The sequence below is a fragment of the Actinoallomurus acaciae genome, assembly GCF_042429965.1.
Classification (GTDB): Bacteria; Actinomycetota; Actinomycetes; order Streptosporangiales; family Streptosporangiaceae; genus Actinoallomurus; species Actinoallomurus acaciae.
Genome location: NZ_JBHLZP010000089.1, coordinates 1 through 22,126, shown reverse-complemented (window position 1 = coordinate 22,126; position 22,126 = coordinate 1). Strand labels below are relative to the sequence as shown.

At 70.3% G+C, this 22,126-nt stretch carries 19 protein-coding genes; 9 read left to right on the top strand and 10 right to left on the bottom strand.

Features of this window, described 5'->3' with window-relative positions:
* The 3 genes from radA to ACFFNX_RS14745 form a co-directional block, all read left to right on the top strand.
* Positions 1–1,237, top strand: a 1,237-nt coding sequence (radA, locus tag ACFFNX_RS14755) for a DNA repair protein RadA (RefSeq protein WP_378201116.1), incomplete at its 5' end; no start/stop codon positions are given.
* A gap of 91 nt (positions 1,238–1,328) precedes the next feature.
* Positions 1,329–2,411 carry a DNA integrity scanning diadenylate cyclase DisA gene (gene disA / locus ACFFNX_RS14750; RefSeq protein WP_378201113.1) on the top strand — a complete coding sequence of 361 codons (1,083 nt, stop codon included), beginning with the start codon at positions 1,329–1,331 and terminating at the stop codon, positions 2,409–2,411.
* 129 nt (positions 2,412–2,540) lie between these two features.
* On the top strand, positions 2,541–3,152 hold the full coding sequence (locus ACFFNX_RS14745; RefSeq protein WP_378201110.1) for a hemerythrin domain-containing protein: 612 nt from the start codon (positions 2,541–2,543) through the stop codon (positions 3,150–3,152).
* A gap of 70 nt (positions 3,153–3,222) precedes the next feature.
* On the opposite strand, the gene ACFFNX_RS14740 is transcribed toward ACFFNX_RS14745, so the two are convergent.
* A complete protein-coding gene (locus ACFFNX_RS14740) occupies positions 3,223–3,909 on the bottom strand; it encodes a hypothetical protein (RefSeq protein WP_378201107.1) in 687 nt (228 codons plus the stop codon).
* 66 nt (positions 3,910–3,975) lie between these two features.
* Here ACFFNX_RS14740 and ACFFNX_RS14735 point away from each other — a divergent pair, with 66 nt between their 5' ends.
* A complete protein-coding gene (locus ACFFNX_RS14735; protein WP_378201104.1) occupies positions 3,976–4,851 on the top strand; it encodes an HhH-GPD family protein in 876 nt (291 codons plus the stop codon).
* Here ACFFNX_RS14735 and ACFFNX_RS14730 read toward each other — a convergent pair.
* The 3 genes from ACFFNX_RS14730 to ACFFNX_RS14720 all read right to left on the bottom strand — a co-directional run bounded on the left by ACFFNX_RS14730 (position 4,844) and on the right by ACFFNX_RS14720 (position 9,221).
* On the bottom strand, positions 4,844–5,623 hold the full coding sequence (locus ACFFNX_RS14730; protein WP_378201101.1) for a DUF2306 domain-containing protein: 780 nt from the start codon (positions 5,621–5,623) through the stop codon (positions 4,844–4,846). The genes ACFFNX_RS14735 and ACFFNX_RS14730 overlap by 8 nt on opposite strands.
* A 512-nt stretch (positions 5,624–6,135) precedes the next feature.
* The gene (locus ACFFNX_RS14725) at positions 6,136–8,646 is read right to left on the bottom strand and encodes an ATP-dependent Clp protease ATP-binding subunit (protein ID WP_378201098.1); all 2,511 of its coding nucleotides are present in this window, start codon (positions 8,644–8,646) and stop codon (positions 6,136–6,138) included.
* Positions 8,647–8,888: 242 nt separating this feature from the next.
* Positions 8,889–9,221 (bottom strand): histone-like nucleoid-structuring protein Lsr2, encoded by a 333-nt coding sequence (locus ACFFNX_RS14720; RefSeq protein ID WP_345472122.1) that lies wholly within the window; start codon positions 9,219–9,221, stop codon positions 8,889–8,891.
* Between the two features lie 1,274 nt (positions 9,222–10,495).
* Here ACFFNX_RS14720 and ACFFNX_RS14715 point away from each other — a divergent pair.
* Positions 10,496–13,174 (top strand): UvrD-helicase domain-containing protein, encoded by a 2,679-nt coding sequence (locus tag ACFFNX_RS14715; protein ID WP_378201093.1) that lies wholly within the window; start codon positions 10,496–10,498, stop codon positions 13,172–13,174.
* Here ACFFNX_RS14715 and ACFFNX_RS14710 read toward each other — a convergent pair.
* Positions 13,113–14,348, bottom strand: a complete 1,236-nt coding sequence (locus ACFFNX_RS14710; protein WP_378201090.1) for an MFS transporter — start codon at positions 14,346–14,348, stop codon at positions 13,113–13,115. The two genes, ACFFNX_RS14715 and ACFFNX_RS14710, sit on opposite strands and share 62 nt — an antisense overlap.
* A gap of 80 nt (positions 14,349–14,428) precedes the next feature.
* On the opposite strand from ACFFNX_RS14710, the gene ACFFNX_RS14705 reads away from it, so the two are divergent.
* Positions 14,429–14,986, top strand: coding sequence for a CGNR zinc finger domain-containing protein (locus ACFFNX_RS14705; protein WP_378201087.1), 558 nt, complete (start codon positions 14,429–14,431; stop codon positions 14,984–14,986).
* A gap of 5 nt (positions 14,987–14,991) precedes the next feature.
* Here ACFFNX_RS14705 and ACFFNX_RS14700 read toward each other — a convergent pair whose 3' ends face one another.
* The 4 genes from ACFFNX_RS14700 to ACFFNX_RS14685 all read right to left on the bottom strand — a co-directional run bounded on the left by ACFFNX_RS14700 (position 14,992) and on the right by ACFFNX_RS14685 (position 16,826).
* The gene (locus ACFFNX_RS14700) at positions 14,992–15,483 is read right to left on the bottom strand and encodes an RDD family protein (RefSeq protein WP_378201084.1); all 492 of its coding nucleotides are present in this window, start codon (positions 15,481–15,483) and stop codon (positions 14,992–14,994) included.
* Positions 15,480–15,983, bottom strand: a complete 504-nt coding sequence (locus ACFFNX_RS14695) for an RDD family protein (protein ID WP_378201081.1) — start codon at positions 15,981–15,983, stop codon at positions 15,480–15,482. Before ACFFNX_RS14695 ends, ACFFNX_RS14700 begins: the two co-directional genes overlap by 4 nt.
* Positions 15,980–16,501: an amino-acid N-acetyltransferase gene (locus ACFFNX_RS14690; RefSeq protein WP_378201120.1), complete on the bottom strand. Its 522-nt coding sequence runs from the start codon at positions 16,499–16,501 to the stop codon at positions 15,980–15,982. The genes ACFFNX_RS14695 and ACFFNX_RS14690 overlap by 4 nt, the downstream gene beginning before the upstream one ends.
* Positions 16,502–16,595: 94 nt before the next feature.
* The gene (locus ACFFNX_RS14685) at positions 16,596–16,826 is read right to left on the bottom strand and encodes a LuxR C-terminal-related transcriptional regulator (RefSeq protein WP_285578311.1); all 231 of its coding nucleotides are present in this window, start codon (positions 16,824–16,826) and stop codon (positions 16,596–16,598) included.
* Between the two features lie 465 nt (positions 16,827–17,291).
* Here ACFFNX_RS14685 and ACFFNX_RS14680 point away from each other — a divergent pair, with 465 nt between their 5' ends.
* Positions 17,292–18,287: a LacI family DNA-binding transcriptional regulator gene (locus ACFFNX_RS14680; protein WP_378201077.1), complete on the top strand. Its 996-nt coding sequence runs from the start codon at positions 17,292–17,294 to the stop codon at positions 18,285–18,287.
* A gap of 118 nt (positions 18,288–18,405) precedes the next feature.
* Here ACFFNX_RS14680 and ACFFNX_RS14675 read toward each other — a convergent pair whose 3' ends face one another.
* Positions 18,406–19,632, bottom strand: a complete 1,227-nt coding sequence (locus tag ACFFNX_RS14675; protein WP_378201074.1) for an ABC transporter ATP-binding protein — start codon at positions 19,630–19,632, stop codon at positions 18,406–18,408.
* 173 nt (positions 19,633–19,805) lie between these two features.
* On the opposite strand from ACFFNX_RS14675, the gene ACFFNX_RS14670 reads away from it, so the two are divergent.
* Both ACFFNX_RS14670 and ACFFNX_RS14665 read left to right on the top strand, forming a co-directional pair.
* Positions 19,806–20,570: an IclR family transcriptional regulator gene (locus ACFFNX_RS14670; RefSeq protein ID WP_378201071.1), complete on the top strand. Its 765-nt coding sequence runs from the start codon at positions 19,806–19,808 to the stop codon at positions 20,568–20,570.
* Between the two features lie 20 nt (positions 20,571–20,590).
* On the top strand, positions 20,591–21,778 hold the full coding sequence (locus ACFFNX_RS14665; protein ID WP_378201067.1) for a cytochrome P450: 1,188 nt from the start codon (positions 20,591–20,593) through the stop codon (positions 21,776–21,778).
* Positions 21,779–22,126 lie beyond the last annotated feature (348 nt).

Genomic DNA, 22,126 nt, shown 5'->3' with positions numbered 1-22,126 from the left:
CGCGCGGCCGATCGGCGAGGTCGACGTGCAGGCCGCGCAGACGACCGCGACCGGGCTGGACGAGCTCGACCGGGTCCTAGGCGGCGGGCTGGTGCCCGGCGCGGTGATGCTGCTCGCCGGCGAGCCGGGCATCGGCAAGTCGACCCTGCTGCTCGAGGTCGCGGCCCTGCACGCCGCGCGCGGCCCGGTGCTCTACGTCACCGGCGAGGAGTCCGCCGAGCAGGTGCGCCTGCGCGCCGACCGGGTCGGGGCCATCGCCGCCAAGCTCTACCTCGCCGCCGAGACCGACCTGTCGGCCGTGCTCGGGCAGGTCGACTCCGTGGCGCCCGAGCTGGTCGTCGTCGACTCGATCCAGACGATCGGCTCGGCCGAGATCGACGGCGCGCCGGGTGGGGTGAGCCAGGTGCGCGAGGTCGCGGCGAACCTCATCCGCGTCGCGAAGGAGCGCGGCATCACCACGGTCGTCGTCGGCCACGTGACCAAGGACGGCTCGATCGCCGGCCCGCGCGTCCTGGAGCACCTGGTCGACGTGGTCCTCTACTTCGAGGGCGACCGGCACAGCCGCCTGCGCATGATCCGTGCGGTGAAGAACCGCTACGGCCCGACCGACGAGCTGGGCTGCTTCGACCTGTCGGAGATGGGCATCGTGGGGCTGCCGGACCCGAGCGGCCTGTTCCTCACCCGGCAGGAGAAGCCCGCGCCCGGCACCTGCGTCACCGTCACGCTCGAGGGCCGGCGGCCGCTCGTCGCCGAGGTCCAGTCGCTGGTCGCGCCCTCGCCGCTGGCCAACCCCCGGCGGATGACCTCCGGCCTCGACTCCTCACGGGTGGCGATGATGCTGGCGGTGCTCCAGCGACGGTGCGGGGTCAAGTTGCACGACCGCGACGTGTACGCCGCGACGGTCGGCGGCGTGCGCCTGGGCGAGCCGTCGGTCGACCTCGCGGTGGCGCTGGCCGTCACGGGCGCCGCCAACGACCTGACGCTGCCCGCCGATCTCGTGGCGTTCGGCGAGGTCGGGCTGGCCGGCGAGGTGCGCGGAGTGCAGGCGGCCAAGCGCCGGCTGTCGGAGGCCGCGCGGCTCGGCTACCGGCGCGCGATCGTGCCCACGGGCTCGCTCGACCCCACCGCGCGGTCGAGTGGCACGATCGTGACCGATGAGGGTATGCAAGTGGTGGAAACGGACGCCGTCTGGTCCGCGTTGGACATCGCGTTCGCCACGCGTGGTCCCGAAGCATGACCATGGCCCCTCCACTTTGAGCCGAGCGGAGGAGGCTGCGAGACGCGTTCACCGATAAACTGACCGCCGTCCAGCGACCTCCGGGGGTCACGTGCCAGCACATGACAAGGGTAAAGACGAGCGTCGGCGCGCCACCCTCGCCGCCGTCGCGCCGGGGACCCAACTCCGCGACGGGCTCGAACGCATCCTGCGCGGCCACACCGGCGGTCTGATCGTTCTCGGATACGACAAGATCGTCGCCGGCCTCTGCACGGGTGGCTTCCAGCTCGATGTGGAGTTCTCCTCAACGCGCCTGCGCGAGTTGGCGAAGATGGACGGTGCGATCGTCATCGACAGCACCTGCACCCGCATCGTCCGCGCCGGCGTCCACCTGATGCCCGACCCGACCATCCCGACCGAGGAGTCGGGCACCCGCCACCGCACCGCCGAGCGGGTGGCGAAGCAGACCCGCTTCCCAGTGCTGTCGGTCAGCCAGTCGATGCGCATAATCGCGCTTTATCTCGACGGCCAGCGCTATGTCCTGGAGGACTCGGCGGCCATCCTGTCCCGCGCCAACCAGGCGCTCGCCACGCTCGAACGCTACAAGCTGCGCCTCGACGAGGTCGCCGGCACGCTGTCCGCCCTGGAGATCGAGGACCTCGTCACCGTCCGCGACGTCAGCGCCGTCGTGCAGCGCCTGGAGATGGTCCGCCGCATCGCCGACGAGATCAACGGCTACGTGGTCGAGCTCGGCACCGACGGCCGCCTGCTGTCGCTCCAGCTCGACGAGCTGGTCTCCGGCGTCGACGCCGACCGCGAGCTCATCGTCCGCGACTACCAGCCCCAGGGCCGCGGCCCCCGCCCGGTCGCCGACGTCCTGGAGTCCCTCAACCACCTGTCGGCCAGCGAGCTCCTCGACCTGACGACGGTGGCGGACGTGCTGGCGTTCTCCGGCAACGACCCGCTGGACATCCCGGTGAGCCCGAAGGGCTACCGCCTCCTGGCCAAGGTCCCCCGGATGCCGAGCCTGGTGGTCGAGCGCCTGGTGGAGCACTTCGGCGGACTGCAGAAGCTCCTGGCCGCGGGCATCGACGACCTGCAGACGGTCGGCGGCGTGGACGAGGCCCGCGCCCGCAGCGTCCGCGAGGGCCTGTCCCGCCTGGCTGAGTCCTCCATCCTCGAACGCTACGTCTGACCGCCGTCACGTGACGCGAGGCCGGGACCTTCAGCCCCGCGAAAATGTCTGGAGGTCCATCCCGAAAGTGACCTAACGCAATGGTCCTCGCGTCCACACGGTTGCGATCCTGCCGGTGGGGGTTTCCGTATGAACGGCGATGACGGCTCATTGATCGGTGTGCTCGTGGACGACCACCGTCGTCTCGGAGATCTGCTCGTACGGCTGGCGGCCCGCGGCCCGGCGCGCGGCCGGCTCGTCGGCGAGATGACCGACGAGCTGCTCCGCCATGTGGTCGCCGAGGAGCTGTACCTGTATCCGGCGGTCCGCGAGGTCGTGCCCGAATGGGCCGTCGACTCGACGCAGCATGTCGATCACGACGCCCGGGTGGAACGGATACTGGCCGACCTGAGCGTGACCAAGCCGGACAGCCACGCGTTCGACGTGCTGATCACCAGGCTCATCGTGGAGTCGCGTCAGGCGCTCCTGCACGAGGAGCAGGAGGTGTTTCCTCTGCTGGCCCAGCACGCCGACGGGCGGTTGCTGGCCGACCTCGGGAACATGTTCCAGGCGTTCAGCGACGTCGCGGGGGTCGAGAGGACATGCGGGACCGGGCGTGTCGTCCGCTTCCATGGCCTGGTGCTGCATCGCTGGGAGCCGGATCTCGGCGCTGATGCCGAGCCGTTCGCCGACCGGCTGGTGGCCGTGCAGGACGGAAGATCACAGCGGGACCCCACGCCATATCTGTCGCTACCGGCATGATCACGGCGATCCGTGGCACCGGCCGTCGAGCCGCGACCCTAGGACGGGCCTGTACGGCGCGGAGACGGCCTCAGCGGAGTCGGAAGACCTCACGGTGACTCTTGATGCCCGGCGCCGCCACAGCGATGACGTACGTGCCCGGTGCGGCGTGGGTGTCGCTGTTGCAGCGGCGGCGGTCCCAGTCGAGTGTCGCCAGGTACGGGATGCCGCGCTGGAGCATCTGGATGTTCTGGCTCGCGCCGGAGACGCACCGGTCTGAGGACCAGACCCGGTCGGAGCCGGACGAGATGCGGATCAGCAGGGCCTTCGGGCCGACGTCGAACGTGCACGCGCGGCGGCCCGTGTTGACCACGCTCAGACCGAACCTCGGATGCTGTCGGCCCTTGAACACCGTGCCCGCCGGAGTCAGGCCCACCACGACGTCGCGCGGGGCACAGCCGTCACCGGCGTGCTTGGGCGCCCCCGGAAGCGCGGTCGGGGACGCGGTCACCGTTACGGTGGCGGCCGGCGTCGGTGTCGGGGCCGAGGCCGCGGCCGCGGCGGGAGAGGTCACCGCCGGGCTCATGGTGGCGGCGGCGTTGCGCACCTGCGCCGTCGATCGTTTGTGGCCCGAGCCGGAGCACGCCCACGCCACCAGGCCGATGAGAGTGATCCCGCCCGCCAGGACGTACACGCGCCGACGCCAGTACGCCTCCACGTCACCCGAGTCGTCCTCGACATCCGGATCCAAATATGTACGGTCGGTATCTGACTCCATACGCTCAGTATGCTTTTTCGATCACCGCGCGTTGCCGCGACCCGCCGTGCCAGGATCGATTGCGTCATGCATGAACCCAGATACGCCGAACCCGTTCTGACCTGGTACGCCGAGCATGCCCGGGATCTGCCGTGGCGCCGACCCGACGCCTCGCCCTGGGCCGTACTCGTCAGCGAGATCATGCTCCAGCAGACCCCGGTCGTCCGCGTGCTGCCCGTGTACGAGGCGTGGCTCACCCGCTGGCCCACCCCGGCCGACCTGGCCAAGGAACCGCCCGGCGAGGCCGTACGGGCCTGGGGCCGCCTCGGCTATCCGCGGCGCGCACTCAACCTGCACGCGAGCGCCCGCGCGATCACCGAACGCCACGACGGCGTGGTCCCGGCCGACTACGACGAGTTGCGCGCCCTGCCAGGCGTCGGCGCGTACACGGCCGCGGCCGTCGCCAGCTTCGCGTACCGCAGGAGGCACGCCGTGCTGGACACCAACGTCCGGCGCGTGCTGGCCCGCGTGGTCACCGGAGTGGAGTACCCGTCGAAGACCCAGACGGCCGCCGAGATCCGCATCGCGGAGTCCCTGCTGCCGGAGGACCCGCCGGTGGCCGCCCGCTGGTCCGTGGCGATCATGGAGCTCGGCGCCCTGGTCTGCACGGCCCGGACACCGCGCTGCGCCGACTGCCCGCTGGTGACGGAGTGCACGTGGCGCCTGGCCGGCAAGCCCCCGTACGACGGCCCGCCGCGCAAGGGCCAGACGTACGCGGGCACCGACCGCCAGTGCCGCGGCAGCCTCCTCGCCGTCCTACGCCACGCCGAGGGCCCCGTGGAGAAGGCCCTCCTGGACGACGTGTGGGCCGACGCCCTCCAGCGCGAACGCTCCCTGGCCGCCCTCATCGAGGACGGCCTGGTCGATCCCCTGGACGACGGCCGCTACGCCCTCCCTAGCTGAGCGGTACGCCCGTCGCCTGACCGGGCTCGTTCGTGGCGGTGGCACGGGAGGCCGGGGCGACCGTGCGCGAGGCGCGAAGGGAGCCGTAGCGGCGCTGGATGTACCACTCCACGATCAGCAGGTTCAGCACGAATGCGAGCCAGGAGGTCGTCCCGGCGATGTCGTGCGTGATCAGGGTCGCGTCGTCACCGCGGCCGATCGAGCCGTCCTGCGCCGCGACGAGGAGGTACACCGGTACCTGGAGCAGCGTGTTGGTGACCTTGCCGAAGGTCAGCGCGAAGTTCCGGATCATCCACTGCCGGTGGTCGGCGTACCGGCGCCGTCGGGCGGCACGGTAGGCCGCGTAGCCGGTACCGAACCACACGATCGAAAAGATTCCGGTCGCCAGCTGGCTGCTCACCCCGAACGAGGAGGTCTGCAGCGAGACCGGAATGCTGATCACCGCGCTGGGGAACACGCCGACGAAGAGGTAGGCGCGTCCGATCCAGCGGTGCGCCTTACGGTGCCGCCGAAGCCACGGCCAGAACTGCAACGGGCCCGCGATGAGCGCCACCGAAGCCGTGAAGATGTGCGTGACGAGCAGCACGTAGGCGAAGATGCCGGTCTCCGGGACGCGACTGCGGCTCATCTCCGGCGGGATGTAGGCGGTCAGCAGGTACACCAGCGCGGCCGCGCACACCACGCCGAGCACGAGCAGCGCCCACGGGCGGCCTCTCCGTCGCCGCTCCGGCCCTCGGGCCGCCTTCGCCTGCGGAGCCACCGTGGTCGTCATGGGATCTCCCCTCCGGTGATCTGGTGTCCACGAAGACCTTCGCAAGGATGAATACGGGAGTCTCTGGCCCTGAACCCCGGACCGGGGGTGGTGCTGGCGACACCACCGCGCTCTCGACCGGCGAGACGGCGGCACCCGCGCCGGGCGCCCGAGAACCACGCCTGGCGGGCCTCAGCCGCGTCTGGAGGGGTTCAGGGACCGTTTAACGGCCTCACGCCCGGTCGTGGAGGCGTTGGCCTTCGGGCGAGGCGAGGGCGGGGCGGACCGGCCATCGTGCGGCGGCGGTCGCCCGACCAAGCGTGTCCTCCACCTCATCGCGTCCGCCCACACCCCGAGACCGCGCCTACGCCACTCGTCGCACCGCCGGGAACAAGCCTCCAGAAAGATCATCCGCTGGCTGCGAGCCGTTCAAGACCCTCAACGGCGGCAGGTGCCCCCGCTTCCATCGTCCGGTCGAACGCAACGAGACCCGCGTTCCTCGGTGGAACGCGGGTCTCGGTCGGGTCGTGCGGTTACGGGTGGTTGACCGGCTCGCCGGCGGTGGCGGGTGTGGCCGGGACGGCGGGCTCGGGCTTGGGCTCGCCGACGAAGGTGAACTTCGCCGTCTCGCCGGTGCCCTCGACGCCGACCGTGACGATCTCGCCTGCGCGCAGTTCGCCGTACAGGATCTTCTCGGACAGGTTGTCCTCGATCTCCCGCTGGATGGTGCGGCGCAGCGGCCGGGCGCCCAGGACCGGGTCGTAGCCGCGCTCGGCCAGCAGGTCCTTGGCATCCTGGCGCAGCTCGATGCCCATGTCGCGGTCCTTGAGCCGCTCGTCGACCTTGGCGATCATCAGATCCACGATCTGGATGATCTCCTTCGGCGTGAGCTGGTGGAAGACGACCGTGTCGTCGACGCGGTTGAGGAACTCCGGCCGGAAGTGCTGCTTGAGCTCCTCGTTGACCTTCGCCTTCATCCGGTCGTACGAACCCTGCTCGTCGTTCTCCCGCGCGAAGCCGACCGACAGGCCCTTGGAGATGTCGCGCGTGCCGAGGTTGGTCGTCATGATCACGACCGTGTTCTTGAAGTCGACCACGCGGCCCTGGGCGTCGGTGAGGCGCCCGTCCTCCAGGATCTGCAACAGCGAGTTGAAGATGTCCGGGTGGGCCTTCTCGATCTCGTCGAACAGGACCACGGAGAACGGCTTGCGGCGGACCTTCTCGGTCAGCTGGCCGCCCTCTTCGTAGCCGACGTATCCGGGCGGGGACCCGAACAGCCGCGAGACCGTGTGCTTCTCCATGAACTCGGACATGTCCAGCTGGATCAGCGCGTCCTCGTCGCCGAAGAGGAACTCGGCGAGGGTCTTGGACAGCTCGGTCTTACCGACACCCGACGGGCCCGCGAAGATGAACGAACCACCCGGGCGCTTGGGGTCCTTCAGACCCGCGCGCGTGCGGCGGATCGACTGGGACAGCGCCTTGATCGCGTCGTTCTGGCCGATGACCCGCTTGTGGAGCTCGTCCTCCATGCGGAGCAGCCGGGCGCTCTCCTCCTCGGTGAGCTTGAAGACCGGAATGCCGGTCGCCGTCGCGAGGACCTCCGCGATCAGCTCCTCGGTGACCTCGGCGACGACGTCCATGTCGCCGGCCTTCCATTCCTTTTCCCGCTGCGCCTTGGCCTGGAGAAGCTGCTTCTCCCGGTCGCGCAGCGCGGCGGCCTTCTCGAAGTCCTGCGCGTCGATCGCGGACTCCTTGTCCCGGCGCACGTCGGCGATCTTCTCGTCGTACTCGCGCAGGTCCGGCGGCGCGGTCATGCGGCGGATGCGCATGCGCGAGCCGGCCTCGTCGATGAGGTCGATCGCCTTGTCCGGCAGGAACCGGTCGCTGATGTAGCGGTCGGCCAGCTGGGCCGCGGCCACGAGCGCGCCGTCGGTGATCGAGACGCGGTGGTGGGCCTCGTAGCGGTCACGCAGGCCCTTGAGGATCTCGATCGTGTGGCTGAGCGACGGCTCGGCGACCTGGATCGGCTGGAAGCGGCGCTCGAGCGCGGCGTCCTTCTCCAGGTACTTGCGGTATTCGTCGAGCGTCGTCGCGCCGATGGTCTGCAGCTCACCGCGGGCCAGCATCGGCTTGAGGATGCTGGCGGCGTCGATCGCGCCCTCGGCGGCACCCGCACCGACCAGCGTGTGCAGCTCGTCGATGAACAAGATGATGTCGCCGCGGGTGCGGATCTCCTTGAGCACCTTCTTCAGGCGCTCTTCGAAGTCACCGCGGTAGCGGGAACCGGCCACCAGTGCGCCCAGGTCGAGGGTGTAGAGCTGCTTGTCCTTCAGCGTCTCGGGGACCTCGCCCTTGACGATCTTCTGGGACAGCCCCTCGACCACCGCCGTCTTGCCGACGCCGGGCTCACCGATCAGGACCGGGTTGTTCTTGGTACGGCGGGACAGCACCTGCATGACCCGCTCGATCTCTTTCTCGCGCCCGATGACCGGGTCGAGCTTGCCTTCGCGCGCGGCCTGCGTCAGGTTGCGGCCGAACTGGTCCAGCACAAGGGAGGTCGACGGGGCCGCCTCCGAAGGCCCGCCCGAGGAGGCGGGCTCCTTGCCCTGGTACCCGTGCAGCAACTGGATCACCTGCTGCCGCACGCGGTTCAAATCGGCACCCAGCTTCACCAGAACCTGGGCGGCCACACCCTCGCCCTCGCGGATCAGGCCGAGCAGGATGTGCTCGGTCCCGATGTAGTTGTGGCCGAGCTGAAGCGCCTCACGCAGCGAGAGCTCAAGGACCTTCTTCGCCCGCGGAGTGAACGGGATGTGTCCCGAAGGTGCCTGCTGCCCCTGGCCGATGATCTCCTCGACCTGCTGGCGCACGGCTTCGAGGCTGATGCCCAGGCTCTCCAGAGCCTTGGCGGCAACCCCTTCGCCCTCGTGGATGAGGCCCAAGAGGATGTGCTCGGTGCCGATGTAGTTGTGGTTGAGCATCCTGGCCTCTTCCTGAGCCAGGACGACAACCCGCCGCGCGCGGTCCGTAAACCTCTCGAACATCTCGTCGCTCCTCACAGAGCGGTTGGGCAGTAGCCGGAATATCCGACTCTGTCCTTCCGCATGCTAGCCCGCCCGGCAGACGCCGCCACTCGGTAGTCCCAACGGAAGACGTTCCCCTGGGCAAGCCCGTTCATCCTCATCCAACTACCGCGCGGGGCCGTGATGTTCCCCGTACGCCGCAAGCGAACGGCCCGCCGCCCCCTGGGGCCGGGCGACGGGCCACTCACCGGAGCTGTGTTCGATCAGTGCGCGCGCTCGTACTCCTCGACGACGGTCGCCGGGATGCGTCCACGCTCGTTGACCTTGATGCCACGCGCCTTCGCCCACGCGCGGATGTCCGCGCTGCGCTCGCGGCTCGACGCCGCGCGGCTCCGACGCCGGCGGCCACCGGCGGCACCCCCACCGGCCTTGCGAGCGTGCTCCACGAACGGCGCCAGGGAATCCCGCACCTTCTTAGCGTTGGCGGCGCTCAGATCGATCTCATATGGGACGCCGTCGAGAGAGAACTGGACCGTCTCCTCTGCCTCCCCCCCATCGATGTCGTCGATGAGGCGCTTAATGATCTGCTCTGCCATGGAGACTGACCTTTCACCGGAGCAAACTGCATTCGGTTGCCAAAGATATACCTCCGTGGCTCCCGATGACAATTCCAACGCAGGAAGTTTAGCACGCACGTTACGGTGCGTAATCACCGGCAATCCATCGGGCGGCGGCGGGCTTACTGTCCCGACCGGCGCTTCTCCGGCGCGTCTTCCCGCCTCCGCTTACCGCCCATCTCTCTCCGCACCACCCAGAACACGCCCGCGAAGAACACGGCGGCCACCGTGAGAGGGGGGACGAGCGCAGCAAGGTCGTTCCACATCGGCCCATGCCTTCCGTTCTCGCGTTATCGGACCTGTCACCCAAGAGGTCACCCAAGCTGTCACCCAAGCGGACCTGGGCGCGTACGGCCCCTGCCCTTGAATTGTCCCGCAGTCGCATGCGGGACACACACCGCCCCGGCTTTCGGCCCGGCCGCTCCACGACATCTGGTCCAGCGGACCCGCCGGAGGCTCATCCGGCGGCCGTCCGATGGGGCGTCGATACGCTGCGGCGAGTCGTTCCGGTCCCCGGGCCCGGGAGCGGAGCGTGCCGGTCCGACGGACGACCACCCTGTCCGAAAAGTAGAGAGGGGTCTCCCGCACACCTGAGCCCACGTATCGCTCGAATAACCCTCACGTACCGGCACTTAACAGGCAGCGACCACCACGGAATGCGTGACCTGGCGGGCTCGCACACCGACTCGGGGATCATGAGCAGCGAACATGCACCATGGAATCCATCGGTCGGCGCGATCCGGCGATCTTAAGGCCCGGAGCATGACAGGATCCAATGCGGTACCAGCGCGATCCGAGAGACGGCGGGCGACGACGTGACGTTCTACGCGGACCTTCATATCCATTCGAAGTACTCCCGCGCCTGCAGCAAGGACTGTGACCTTGAACACCTGGCGTGGTGGGCGGGCCGCAAAGGCGTGTCGCTCGTGGGCACCGGCGATTTCACCCACCCCGCGTGGATGGACGAGCTGCGGGAGAACCTCGTGCCCGCAGAACCGGGGCTGTTCCGGCTGCGACCCGACCTCGAACGCCGAGTGAGCCGAACACTACCGCCCGCCTGCCGCCAACCGGTTCGTTTTCTCCTCTCAGTCGAGATCTCGACCATCTACAAAAAGGGTGAACGCACGCGGAAGGTACACCATCTCCTTTATTCTCCGTCCTTCGAGGCGGCCGAACGCATCACCGCCGCGCTTGCGAAGATCGGGAATCTCGCGTCAGACGGGCGCCCGATACTCGGCCTGGACTCGCGACACTTGCTCGAGATCACGTTGCAGAGCGACCCCGGCTCGTACCTGATTCCGGCGCATGTCTGGACGCCGTGGTTCTCCGTCCTCGGTTCGAAGTCCGGTTTCGATGCCGTGGCCGACTGCTACGACGACCTGGCGGACCACATATTCGCCGTGGAGACCGGCCTCTCCTCCGATCCGCTGATGAACTGGCGGGTGCCCTCTCTCGACCACTACCGCCTCGTGAGCAACTCTGATGCGCATTCACCACCGGCACTTGCCCGCGAGGCGTCGATGTTCACCACGGAGATGGATTACTTCGCGGTGCGCGCCGCCCTGGAGACCGGCCGGGGATACGGCGGCAGCGTCGAGTTCTTCCCGGAGGAGGGCAAGTATCACCTCGACGGTCATCGCAAGTGCGGCGTGCGCCTGGAACCGGAGGAGACGAAGGCGCACGGCGGCCGGTGCCCGTCTTGCGGCCGCCCGCTCACCGTCGGCGTGCTCTACCGCGTCGACGAGCTCGCCGCCCACCCGGAGGGCCGCCGGCCGGAGGGCGCCGCGGACTTTCGCAACCTGATCCCGCTGCCCGAGATCGTCAGCGAGATCCGCGGGGTCGGCCCGCGCTCGAAGTCGGTGCTCGGCCACATCGCCGAGCTGGTCTCCGCGCTCGGCCCGGAGCTGTCGATCCTCGACGGCGTGCCCCTGGACGACCTGCGTGCGGCAGGGGGCGAGCTGCTGGCCGAGGCGATCGGCCGGCTCCGGCGCGGCGAGGTGATCCGCGACGCCGGGTTCGACGGCGAGTACGGCGTGATCCGCCTGTTCGCGCCCGGCGAGCTGCGCCGTGAGGGCAAACGCGCCGTCGGGCTGCTCGGCGCCCCTGACGACACCGGGCTCTTCGACCTTCCCGCCGAGCCCGTACGGCCCGATTCGCCCAAGAGGGAAGACGTCCCGCAGGACGAAACGCCCGTCGACGACACTTCCCCGCTTGCCGAGCCGCCGATCGAGGGTCAGCAGGACATCCTCGAGGCCGCCGAGGCGGCCGAGGCCGACGAGAGATCCTCGATCCTCGACGGCCTCGACCCCGATCAGCGTGTGGCCGCCGCGCACCCGGGCGGCCCGCTGTTGATCATCGCGGGCCCCGGCACCGGCAAGACCCGGACGCTGACCCACCGGATCGCCCATCTCGTCGCCGAGCGCGACGTGGAGCCGGAGCAGTGCCTGGCGATCACGTTCACGCGCCGCGCCGCCGACGAGATGCGCGAACGCCTGGAGGCGCTGCTGCCGGGCCGCGCCACCCGCCTCACCGTCACCACCTTCCACGGCCTGGGCGCGCTGATCCTGCGGGAGCAGCACGAGCGCGCCGGCCTGCCGGCGGACTTCCGCATCGCCGACGAGACCGAACGGCTGGAGATCGCCCGGGAGATGACCGGGTCCGACAAGGAGGCGCGGCGGCTCCTCTCCGGCTTCGACGGCGCGGGCGGCCCGGGTGATCCTGAGGAGCGTGGTTCGTTCGAGAAGCGGCTGCGCGAACGCGGCCTGGCCGACTTCACCGACCTGCTGCGCCTGCCGGTGATGCTGCTCGGCGACGATCCGGACCTGACCGCGCGCTACCGCGAGCGCTGGCCGTGGATCAGCGTGGACGAGTACCAGGACGTCGACGAGACGCAGTACTCCCTGCTCCGCCTGCTCTCCGACGCGGAGGGCAACCTCACCGCGATCGGCGACCCCGACCAGGCGATCTACGCCTTCCGCGGCGCGGACGTCGGCTTCTTCCTCCGGTTCGCCGACGACTTCGCCTCGGCGACGGAGGTGCTGCTGACCCGCAACTACCGGTCCGCCCCGGCGATCGTGCACGGCGCGGTGGCCGCCATCCGGGCCACCAGCCTCGTACCGGACCGGGTCCTGGACCCGCAGCGGCCCGGCGAGCGGCTGATCATCGTGCAGGAGAGCGCCGACGCGCAGGCCGAGGCCGCCTTCGTCACCTCGACCATCGACCGGCTGCTGGGCGGCGCGTCGTTCCACTCTCTCGACTCGGGACGGGCCGACGGGCACCACGACGAGCACCTCGACTTCTCCGACATCGCCGTGCTCTACCGGTCCTCCGCCCAGGCCGAGCCGGTCATGGAGGCGCTGACGCGCGCGGGCATGCCGTACCAGAAGCGCTCACACGACCGCCTCCTGAAACGGCCGGGCGTACGGGAGGTCGCGCACGAGCTGCGGCACCACGGCGGCGAGCTGACCGGGCGGATCCGCGCGGCGGTGGCCGCGCTCACCGAGCTCCACGACGAGACGGTCCTGCGCACGGCGGCCGAGCTGCTCACGCCGCTCGCCGTCCGCTGCGGCGACGACCTGGAGACGTTCCTCGGCGAGCTGGCCCTGGGCGCCGAGGTGGACGCGTTCGACCCGCGCGCCGACCGGATCGCGCTGCTGACGCTGCACGCCTCGAAGGGCCTGGAGTTCCCGGTCGTGTTCATCGTCGGCTGCGAGGACGGCCTGCTGCCGATGCGTCTGCCGGACACCGACGAGGACGAGGAACGCCGCCTGTTCTTCGTCGGCATGACGCGAGCGCGGTCGTCGCTGTACCTGTCCGGCTCCCGGCGCCGCGACCCGTCGCCGTTCCTGCGCGGCATCCCCGGCAAGTACGTCACGCGGCCCGAGCAGGCCGCTCGCCGCCGACCGCGCGACCAGCAGCTCCGCCTCCTCTGAACAGGTGACGACCGAGCGCCAGCACGGCGGCGAGTGCCACCAGGCCGCAGACGCCGGCCCACCCGAACCGGGTGTACGCACGGACGCCCAGCCATGAGCCGGCGCTTCCGCCGAGGAACGCGCAGGTCATGTACGCGGTGTTGAGCCGGCTGCGCTCGTCGGGGTGCAGCGCGAAGATGCGCGCCTGGTTGGCGACCTGGCCGCACTGAACGGCCACGTCGATCAGCAGCATGCCGAGGACCAGGGCGATCATGCCTACGGCGCCGCCGAGGGCCCCGAGGGCCAGCACGACGGCCGAGACGATGGCGAGCAGCATGCTGATGAGGTTGACCCGGTCGGGGCCGCGCCGGTCGGCCAGCCGGCCCGCGACCGGCGTGCAGAACATGCTCGCCGCCCCGACGAGCGCGATCAGGCCCACGGCCTGCGCGCCGAGACCGTACACCGGCCCGCTGACGACCAGCGCGACGCTGGTCCAGGCGGCGCTGAAGCCGCCGAACAGGGACGCCTGGTACCAGCAGGAGCGACGCAGGTCCGGCTCGGTGCGCATCAGCCGTACGGAGGCGGCGACCAGCGCCGGGTAGCGCTCTCGTGAGGACGGGGCGGTCGCGGGAATCACGAGGGCCAGGGCCGGCGTCAGCAGCAGCACGAGGGCGGCGGCGATCAGGTACGGGCCGCGCCAGCCGAGCCACGCCCCGACCGTGCCGCTGAACGTGCGGGCGAGCAGGATGCCGCCGATGAGCCCGCTGAGCAGCGTGCCGGTCACCGCTCCGCGCCGGCCGGCGGACACCAGGCCGGCCGCCATCGGGATGATCACCTGGGGGACGACGGTCGTCGCGCCCACCACGGCGCTCGCGACGACGAGGACCGGCAGCACGGGGGCGACACCGGCCGCCAGCAGGCCGAGGCCGGTGAGGACGAGCAGCGTCACGATCAGGCGCCGGTGCGGCAGCCGGTCGCCGAGCGGGACCAGGAGGAAGATCCCGGCGGCGTAGCCGAACTGCGCGGCCGTGGTGACAAGCGTGGCCGTACCCGGCGACGTGTGCAGCCCGGCGGCGATCAGCGGGCTGATCGCCTGGGGAAAGTAGACGTTGGCCACGGCGACACCGCAGGCCAGGGCCAGGACGAGGATCGTGCGGCGGGACGGCGACGGCGCGTCGATGGACGTGGGGGGCAACGGCGACCTCACTTTGGAACCTGTCAAACCGGTTCGGCGAAGGTACCAGTTAAACCGGTTCCGCCGGTATGGTGGGGTCCGTGGCCACCTCGACGATCCGTTTCCGGCAGGGCGCCGGGCGGCTGTGCCTCGACTTCATCCGCACCCTCCGATGGCCGGGGACGCCGTCGGAGGCCGAGGAGCTCCCCGATGCCGCCGCCCTCGCCGCCTGGATCGGGCAGTTCGGCCCGCTGGAGGTCTCCCCTTCGGAATCCGTAGGTGTCGCGGAGGCGCATGCCCTGCGCGAGGCGATCCGTGACCTGGTCGACGCGGCCCGCACGGGCCGTCGGCACGCAACGGAATCCGGTGCGGCGGTCAACCGGGCGGCCGCTCACGCCACGCCGATACCGGCCGTCGACGGCACCGGGCGGCTGCGCTGGCACGCGGATGACCCGGTCGCCGCGTCGCTGTCTCTCATCGCGCGGGACGCGCTCGACCTCGTCACCTCACCGGCCGCCGCACGGCTGCGGGCGTGCGCCGGGCCCCGGTGCGGCGCGCTGTTCCTCGACAACTCCCGGCCGGGCACCCGGCGCTGGTGCTCGATGGACGTCTGCGGGAACCAGGCGAAGAAGACCAACCTGCGCCGCCGGGAGGCGTGACCCGCTCAACCCTCGGCCGGAGGCTCCTCGCTCACGGGCGGCCGGGCCGCGCGGGGCCGGACGTCGACGACGAGCGTGCCGGCGGCGCGGTCGTGCAGGGCCTGCCGGTGCTCTCCCTCGAAGAGCAGGCCGATCTCGGCGAGCCAGAAGATGCCCGCGAGCACGTTGAGCACCGGCACCGGCCGGGCCGCGGGCGGCACGGCGTAGATCGCCGAGCGGACCAGCGCCTGGCTCACGCGCAGGCGCGCGCCGTCGGCCGAGATCACCTGGACGCCGGTCAGCCGCTTGCCGACCGTACGGCCCCAGAGCGCGAGCTGCACGACCTCGTACACCAGGTACACCACGGCGAACCCGATCGGCGCGACGACGGTCTGCGCGGTCTCGCGCGGAAAGATCTCGGTGGCGGCGGTGGCCAGGGGAACGCCGACGATGAGCGTGTCCACCAGGCGCGCGACCAGTCGCTGTGACGGCTCCGCGAGCACGGCCTCGTACGTCATTCGATCTCGAACTCCCGGTCGTCGACCACGACCGTGGCGCTGAGCCGGTCGTGGAGGGACTGGTGCAGCGGTTGGTCCCAGATCGCCCACAGGTAGGCCATGAGCGTGCCGACGCCGCAGCCGAACAGGTAGAGCAGGTTGTTGACGGCCGCGCGGCCGACCGCCTGCGCCGGCCGCATCGGTTCGCCGCTCTCGGCCAGCACCCGCAGGCTCATGACCCGCTTACCGAGCGTCTGACCCCACAGGGCGAGCTGCACCGCCTCGTACGCGAACGGCAGGATCCCGATGACGAGGACCCACCCGAACAGGGCCGGCCCCGACCAGACGGAGGAGTCCTTTCCCTGGCTGCCCGGTTCGTCCAGGCCCACCGCGGCCACCATGAACGGGAGGACCAGGGCGAAGCCCACGATGCCGAGTAATCCGGCGTCGATCACCCGGGCACCGGCGCGGCGCATCACCGGCGCCAGCGTCAGTTCCTCGACCGGCTCGTAGTGGCTCATCGCTCGCCTTCCAGGTGGAGCAACATCCGGGTGTTGCCCAGGGTGTTCGGCTTCACCCGGTCGAGGTCGAGGAACTCCGCCACGCCGTCGTCGTAGGAGCGCAGGAGCTCTTCGTACACCTCGGGCGCCACCGGGCTGCCCTGCAGCCGTCGGAACCCGTGCCGGGAGAAGAAGGACACCTCGAAGGTAAGGCAGAAGACGCGCCGGACCCCGAGTTCTCGCGCGGTCTCCAGAAGGCGCGTGACGATGTGGTGCCCCACTCCGTGGCCGCGGCAGGCAGGATCCACCGCGACCGTACGGACCTCGGCGAGGTCCTCCCACATGACATGCAGCGCGCCGCAACCCACGACGGCGCCGGTCCGCGAATCTTCCGCGACCCAGAACTCCTGGACGTCCTCATAGAGCGTCACGGTCGGCTTGGCGAGTAGCCGGCCCGGGCCGGCGTACAGGTCCACCAGCCGCCGGATCGCCCGGACGTCCGTCGCGCGGGCCCGGCGGATAGCTGTCTCCACAAACAGGTGACCCTAGCCGCCGGCCGCCCGACCGTGACCCGCGGGCGGCCGATACCCCCCTCGGTCTGGCCGCTCGCGCGAGCCGCTCACGTACTGGAAGTCAGATGAGTTGCCGTCGTGCCGCCCACACAACGGCTTCGATGGGGGTGTTCACATTGAGCCGGTCACATATCGTTCGCAGTCGCCTCCGTAGCGTCCGCGCGCTGAGTTCGAGTTTCCGCGCTGCCACATCTGCGGTGACACCTGTGGCGATCTGCGCGAGCAACCGGAGTTCGTCCTCGCTCAGACGCGGATCGTCGGTGCCACGGCGTGTCAGTGTGGCCTGTTCCACTCCGTCCTCCCTCGTCCCTGGTGATGACTACGGGGATACGGCGGGACGCCGCATGGGCACGGGTAGGCCTGACGCGCTTGACCGGAGGTGGCCGTCGGAGCCGATTCGGCTGCGTGGCGCGGGAACTCCAGTAACGATTCATACGTTGAGATTCCGAGAAGGGATGTAAACCCGAGTGCGCGGACAAACGTCCCGGTGGTGCGACCGGGAGCGGATTCCACGAGTTCGGGCGGGGTCATCGGTGCGCTGTTCGCCCCCATCCCTTCGACAACGATCCCGGCAAAGATCGTGAATCGTTTCAAGCTAGGCTTCGAACCGGAACGCTAGGCGGCCGGATCCGGACCGTCAAGCGTTCAAATGCTACGCTGCGTAGCCGCATGAAAACGGCTCGCTACATAACACCTCGGAAACAGTTCTTCGCAGCCATTCACCTGCGAAAACCGCGTAACTCGAGAGGAAGACAGCGTGCCGCCCGTCAGCATCCGGGATGTGGCGATGCGTGCAGGTGTCTCCGTTGGGACAGTTTCGAATGTCCTAAACCGGCCAAACCTGGTGGCCGAAGCCACCCGTGAACGCGTGCGCGCGGTCATCGGCGAGCTCGGCTTCGTACGCAACGAGAGCGCCCGGCAGCTCCGCCAGGGGCGCAGCCGCACCTTCGGTGTCGTCCTGGAGAGCCTCGGCAACCCCTACTTCACCGATCTCGCGCAGGGCGCCGAGGCGGCCATGAACACCGACGGCTTCGACGCCCTGTGGTCTACGAGCGACGGCTCGGCGGCCAAGGAGCGCCGCTGTCTGGACTTCCTCGAAGAACAACGCGTCAGCGGAGTGATCATCACGCCGGTCGGCCTCGACGCCGAGCGCATCGCCGAGCTGCGTGACCGCGGCCTGTCCGTCGTGGTGCTCGACCGCCGCGAGTACGACGGGGTCTGCTCCACCCGCGTGGACCACGTCGCCGGCGGCGCGATCGCCGTGGACCACCTGACCGCCCGGCACCGCCGCCTCGCGATCGTCACCGGCCCGCTGCACTCCGAACCGGTCATCGACCGGTACGAGGGTGCGGTCGCCGCCGCCCGTCGCGCGGGCGTGGCCGGGGAGAGCCTGACCACGCTCATCCAGCGCGACCTGACGCCGACGTCGGGCCGGGAGGCGGCCCGGCGGCTCCTGGAGCTGGACCCGCTGCCGACCGGAGTGTTCTGCGCCAACGACCTGCTGGCGATCGGCCTGGTCAACGCACTGCTGCGGACGGGCGTCAAGGTGCCCGAGGAGATCAGCGTGGTCGGCTACGACGACATCGAGCTGGCCGGCACCTCCGTGGTGCCGCTGACGACCGTACGGCAGCCGCGGCACGAGCTCGGCTGGACCGCGGCCGAGCTGGCGGTCGCCGAGGCCGGCGCCACCGAGGAGCACGAGCACCGCCGGCTGGTGCTGTCCCCGTCACTGGTCGTCCGCGAGTCCGCCTGAGGGCTTCTGCGGGCCTGAGACGGCCGCCGCATCCTGCGGCCCTGACACCGGGTCGAGCAAACCGCCCGGCCCCCCGGTTCACCGGGGTTCCGGGCGGTCGTCCGATCCGTGGGACGTGTCAGGCGCTGACGGCCTCGACCTGAGCGGCCTCGGGGTGGCCGATGGCCAGGCCGCTCTCCGCGTCGAAGAAGTGCAGGCGGCTCGTGTCGACGGCCAGATCGAGCGTCTGCCCCGGGCGCACGTGCGAGCGGGCGTTGACGCGGGCGGTCCACAGGGCCTTGTTGTCGGTCAGCGGGATCGCGCTGTCCTCGTCCTCCTCGTCCTTGGCGAGGTCGGCGGTGTCCTTGTGCTCCACCGGCGGCGCGTCGATGGCGAAGATGACGTTGATCTCGCTGCCGAGCTCTTCGGTGACGTCCGCGCTGACCTGCACGGTCGGCCAGTCCTGACCGCCGTGGGCGGCGTCCTCGAAGTCGGAGGGGCGGATACCGAGGATGAGCGACCGGCCGGTGTACTCCTCCAGGCCGGGCTTGTCGGCGAACGTCTCGGCCGGCACCGCCAGCTCGTACCCGGCGAACGAGACGCGGGCCCCGCCGCCCTCACGGACCAGGTCGGCGTTCACGAAGTTCATCGCGGGCGAGCCGATGAAGCCGGCGACGAACAGGTTCACCGGGCTGTCGAACAGGTTCTGCGGCGTGTCGACCTGCTGCAGCACGCCCTCGCGGAGGACGCAGACGCGGTCGCCGAGGGTCATGGCCTCGATCTGGTCGTGCGTGACGTACACCGTCGTGACGCCCAGCCGCTCGTGGAGCTGGTTGAGCGAGGCGCGCATCGAGACGCGGAGCTTGGCGTCGAGGTTGGACAGCGGCTCGTCCATCAAGAACGCCTGCGGCTCGCGGACGATCGCCCGGCCCATCGCGACGCGCTGGCGCTGACCACCGGAGAGGTTGGCCGGCTTGCGCTTGAGGAACTGCTCCAGGCCGAGCATCTTGGCGGCGTCGCCGACGCGCTTCTTGATCTCCGCCTTGGAGGTGCCGCGGAGCTGGAGGCCGAAGGCGAGGTTCTGCTCGACCGTCATGTGCGGGTAGAGGGCGTAGTTCTGAAACACCATGGCGATGTCGCGGTCCTTCGGCGCGAGGTCGTTCACGACCCGGTCGCCGATGGAGATCTCGCCGCCGGTGATGTCCTCCAGGCCCGCGATCATGCGCAGGGCGGTGGACTTTCCGCAGCCGGACGGGCCGACCAGCACCATGAACTCCCCATCCGCGATCTCCAGGCTGAGGTTGTTCACCGCCTTGATGTCGTTGCTGTAGGCCTTGTCGACCTGGTCAAGAACGATCTTGGCCATGGGGGTTCCTCCGAGGGGTGTCGCCACAAAGTGTCCATAACCATAGCCACTGTTCTCATATCTGAACAGATCTGAATCGGGAGGAAGCGCACTAGGCTGTGACGCGGCTCCGGCGTGATCGCCGGGATCTCGGGTGGCACATGGCGTATGTCGGTGCTCTAGAGGGGCTGGGGATGGACTCATCCGACACCACCGGGCCGGGCGTCAAGTCCGCGATGCGCACCGTCGCGCTGCTCGACTTCTTCGCCCGTCAGGGCGGGATGTACAGCCTGACGGCCATCCAGCAGGAGCTGGGCTACCCCAAGAGCAGCCTGTACGCCCTCCTGCGCACCCTCGTGCAGCTCGGCTGGGTGGAGACCGACCCGACCGGCACGCTCTACCGCATCGGCATGCGGGCCCTGCTCGTAGGCGCCTCCTACATCGACGGTGACCCGGTGGTCGGCATGGCGCACGAGACCCTCGAGTGGCTCGCCGAGGCGACCGGCGAGACCGTGCACTTCGGCCGGCTCGACGACGCCGAGGTGGTCGACCTGTCCTCCCGGCCCTCCCGGCACGACCTGCGGCCCGTCGTACGCGTCGGCCGCCGCGTGCCCGTGCACAGCACCGCCCTCGGCAAGGCCCTGCTCGCCGACCGCCCGGCGCCCCGCCTCCCCGACGAGCTCGAACGCCAGACCGAGAACACCATCACCGGCCACCAGGCGCTGGCGGAGGAGCTGCGCCGCGTACGCGAACGCGGCTACGCCGTCGACCGCGAGGAGAACAGCACCGGCATCTGCTGCTTCGCCGTCGTCCTGCGCCTTCAGCGTCCCGCCCGCGACGCGATCAGCGTGTCCATCCCGGCCACGCGGCTGACCGAGGCGGCCGAACGGGAGATCCCCGCACTGCTGATGCGGGCCCGCGAACGCATCGAGTACTCCGCGCACCATCTGCTTCTCTGAGAACCGTCTGGGGGAACTCCATGACCGACGCGCAGCCCGACGTCAACTCCGTTCTCGGCTTCGATCCGTTCGCTCCGGAGTTCAGCGCCGACCCGTACGCCCAGTACCGCGCGCTGCGGGCGGACGGCCCCCTGATCCGTACGTCCCGCGGCCTGTGGCTCTCGACCTCCTTCGCGGTGTGCACGCAGGTGCTGCGCGACCCGAGGTTCGGCCACGGCGACACGGGGCTCTCCGGCCGCCCGCCGCGGCGGGTCCGGTCGTTCCTCACCCTGGACCCGCCCGAGCACACGAGACTTCGCCGCCTGGTCAGCCGCGCCTTCACCGCCCGCCTGGTCGAACGCCTGCGCCCCCGCGTGTCCGCCATCGTGGACGACCTGCTGGCCCGCCTCGACGGCGAGGTCGACCTGATCGCGGGCCTGGCCCACCCGCTGCCGGTCATCGTGATCAGCGAGATGCTCGGCGTGCCGCCGGAGGACGAGGAGCGGTTCAAGGACTGGTCGGACGCGCTCGCCCGCGGCCTCGACCCGGACTTCGTGGTACCTCCGGCCGAACTCGCCCATCGCGACCGTGCGCGCGAGGAGTTCGGCGACTACTTCCGCGAGCTGGCCGCCCGGCGCCGCGCCGCTCCGGGAGACGACCTGCTGAGCGGGCTGGTCGCCATCGAGGAGCTCTCCGAGGACGACCTGATCGCCACCTGCGTCCTGCTGCTCGTCGCCGGCCACGAGACGACGGTCAACCTCATCGCCAACGGCACCCTCGCGCTGCTGCGGTCGCCGGACCAGCTCGCCTGGTTCCGCGACAACCCGGGCGAGTCCGCCGCGGCGGTGGAGGAGCTCCTGCGGTACGACCCGCCGGTCCAGCTCAGCGCGCGCGTCGCCCTGGAGGACGCCGAGATCGCCGGGCAACGGATCGGCCGAGGCGAGCCGATCATGCTGCTGCTCGGCGCGGCCAACCGCGACCCGGAGGTCTTCACCGACCCGGACCGGCTGGACCTGACACGCTGGCTGACGGAGGCGCCCCGGCACCTGGCGTTCGGGCAGGGCATCCACTTCTGCCTCGGCGCGCCGCTCGCCCGCATCGAGGGCCAGACCGCCCTGACCGCCCTCATGCGACGCGACGTCACGCTCACGCCCGGCCCGCTGCGCTACAAGGACAACCTGATTCTGCGCGGGCTCGCCGAACTGCCGGTACGGATCTCCAACACCTGATCAGGCACCCGATCCGCCGACCATGCGCGGATCGCCCGCCCCCCGCACACCACCATCGGCCTCGACGGCCCGGCCGGAGCCGAACTCGCGGTCGGCCCGTGGCCGGGGGCGCGATGAATCTCAGATTGCTCTCATCGGCCTCTCATCCGTCGCGCATAGCGTCGCCGCGCCGACGGTCGACCGACCGTCAACCCACATGTCAGAACGAAGGGTGGCTGACGTATGGCCGAGCAACAGGAGCACGACGAGGGCCGCGACCGGATGAACCGGCGCCGCGCGCTGACCGCCATCGGCGGCGCGGGCCTGGGTGCGGCCGGGGTGGTCGCGGCGAGCCGCGCGGCGGGGGCG

Coding starts and splice junctions, on each gene's coding strand:
- ACFFNX_RS14735 (WP_378201104.1), top strand. CDS start 3,976: ATGCATGAACCCAGATACGCCGAACCCGTTCTGACCTGGTACGCCGAG.
- ACFFNX_RS14745 (WP_378201110.1), top strand. CDS start 2,541: ATGAACGGCGATGACGGCTCATTGATCGGTGTGCTCGTGGACGACCAC.
- ACFFNX_RS14665 (WP_378201067.1), top strand. CDS start 20,591: ATGACCGACGCGCAGCCCGACGTCAACTCCGTTCTCGGCTTCGATCCG.
- ACFFNX_RS14730 (WP_378201101.1), bottom strand. CDS start 5,623: ATGACGACCACGGTGGCTCCGCAGGCGAAGGCGGCCCGAGGGCCGGAG.
- ACFFNX_RS14725 (WP_378201098.1), bottom strand. CDS start 8,646: ATGTTCGAGAGGTTTACGGACCGCGCGCGGCGGGTTGTCGTCCTGGCT.
- ACFFNX_RS14740 (WP_378201107.1), bottom strand. CDS start 3,909: ATGGAGTCAGATACCGACCGTACATATTTGGATCCGGATGTCGAGGAC.
- ACFFNX_RS14700 (WP_378201084.1), bottom strand. CDS start 15,483: ATGACGTACGAGGCCGTGCTCGCGGAGCCGTCACAGCGACTGGTCGCG.
- ACFFNX_RS14720 (WP_345472122.1), bottom strand. CDS start 9,221: ATGGCAGAGCAGATCATTAAGCGCCTCATCGACGACATCGATGGGGGG.
- ACFFNX_RS14695 (WP_378201081.1), bottom strand. CDS start 15,983: ATGAGCCACTACGAGCCGGTCGAGGAACTGACGCTGGCGCCGGTGATG.
- ACFFNX_RS14675 (WP_378201074.1), bottom strand. CDS start 19,632: ATGGCCAAGATCGTTCTTGACCAGGTCGACAAGGCCTACAGCAACGAC.
- ACFFNX_RS14670 (WP_378201071.1), top strand. CDS start 19,806: ATGGACTCATCCGACACCACCGGGCCGGGCGTCAAGTCCGCGATGCGC.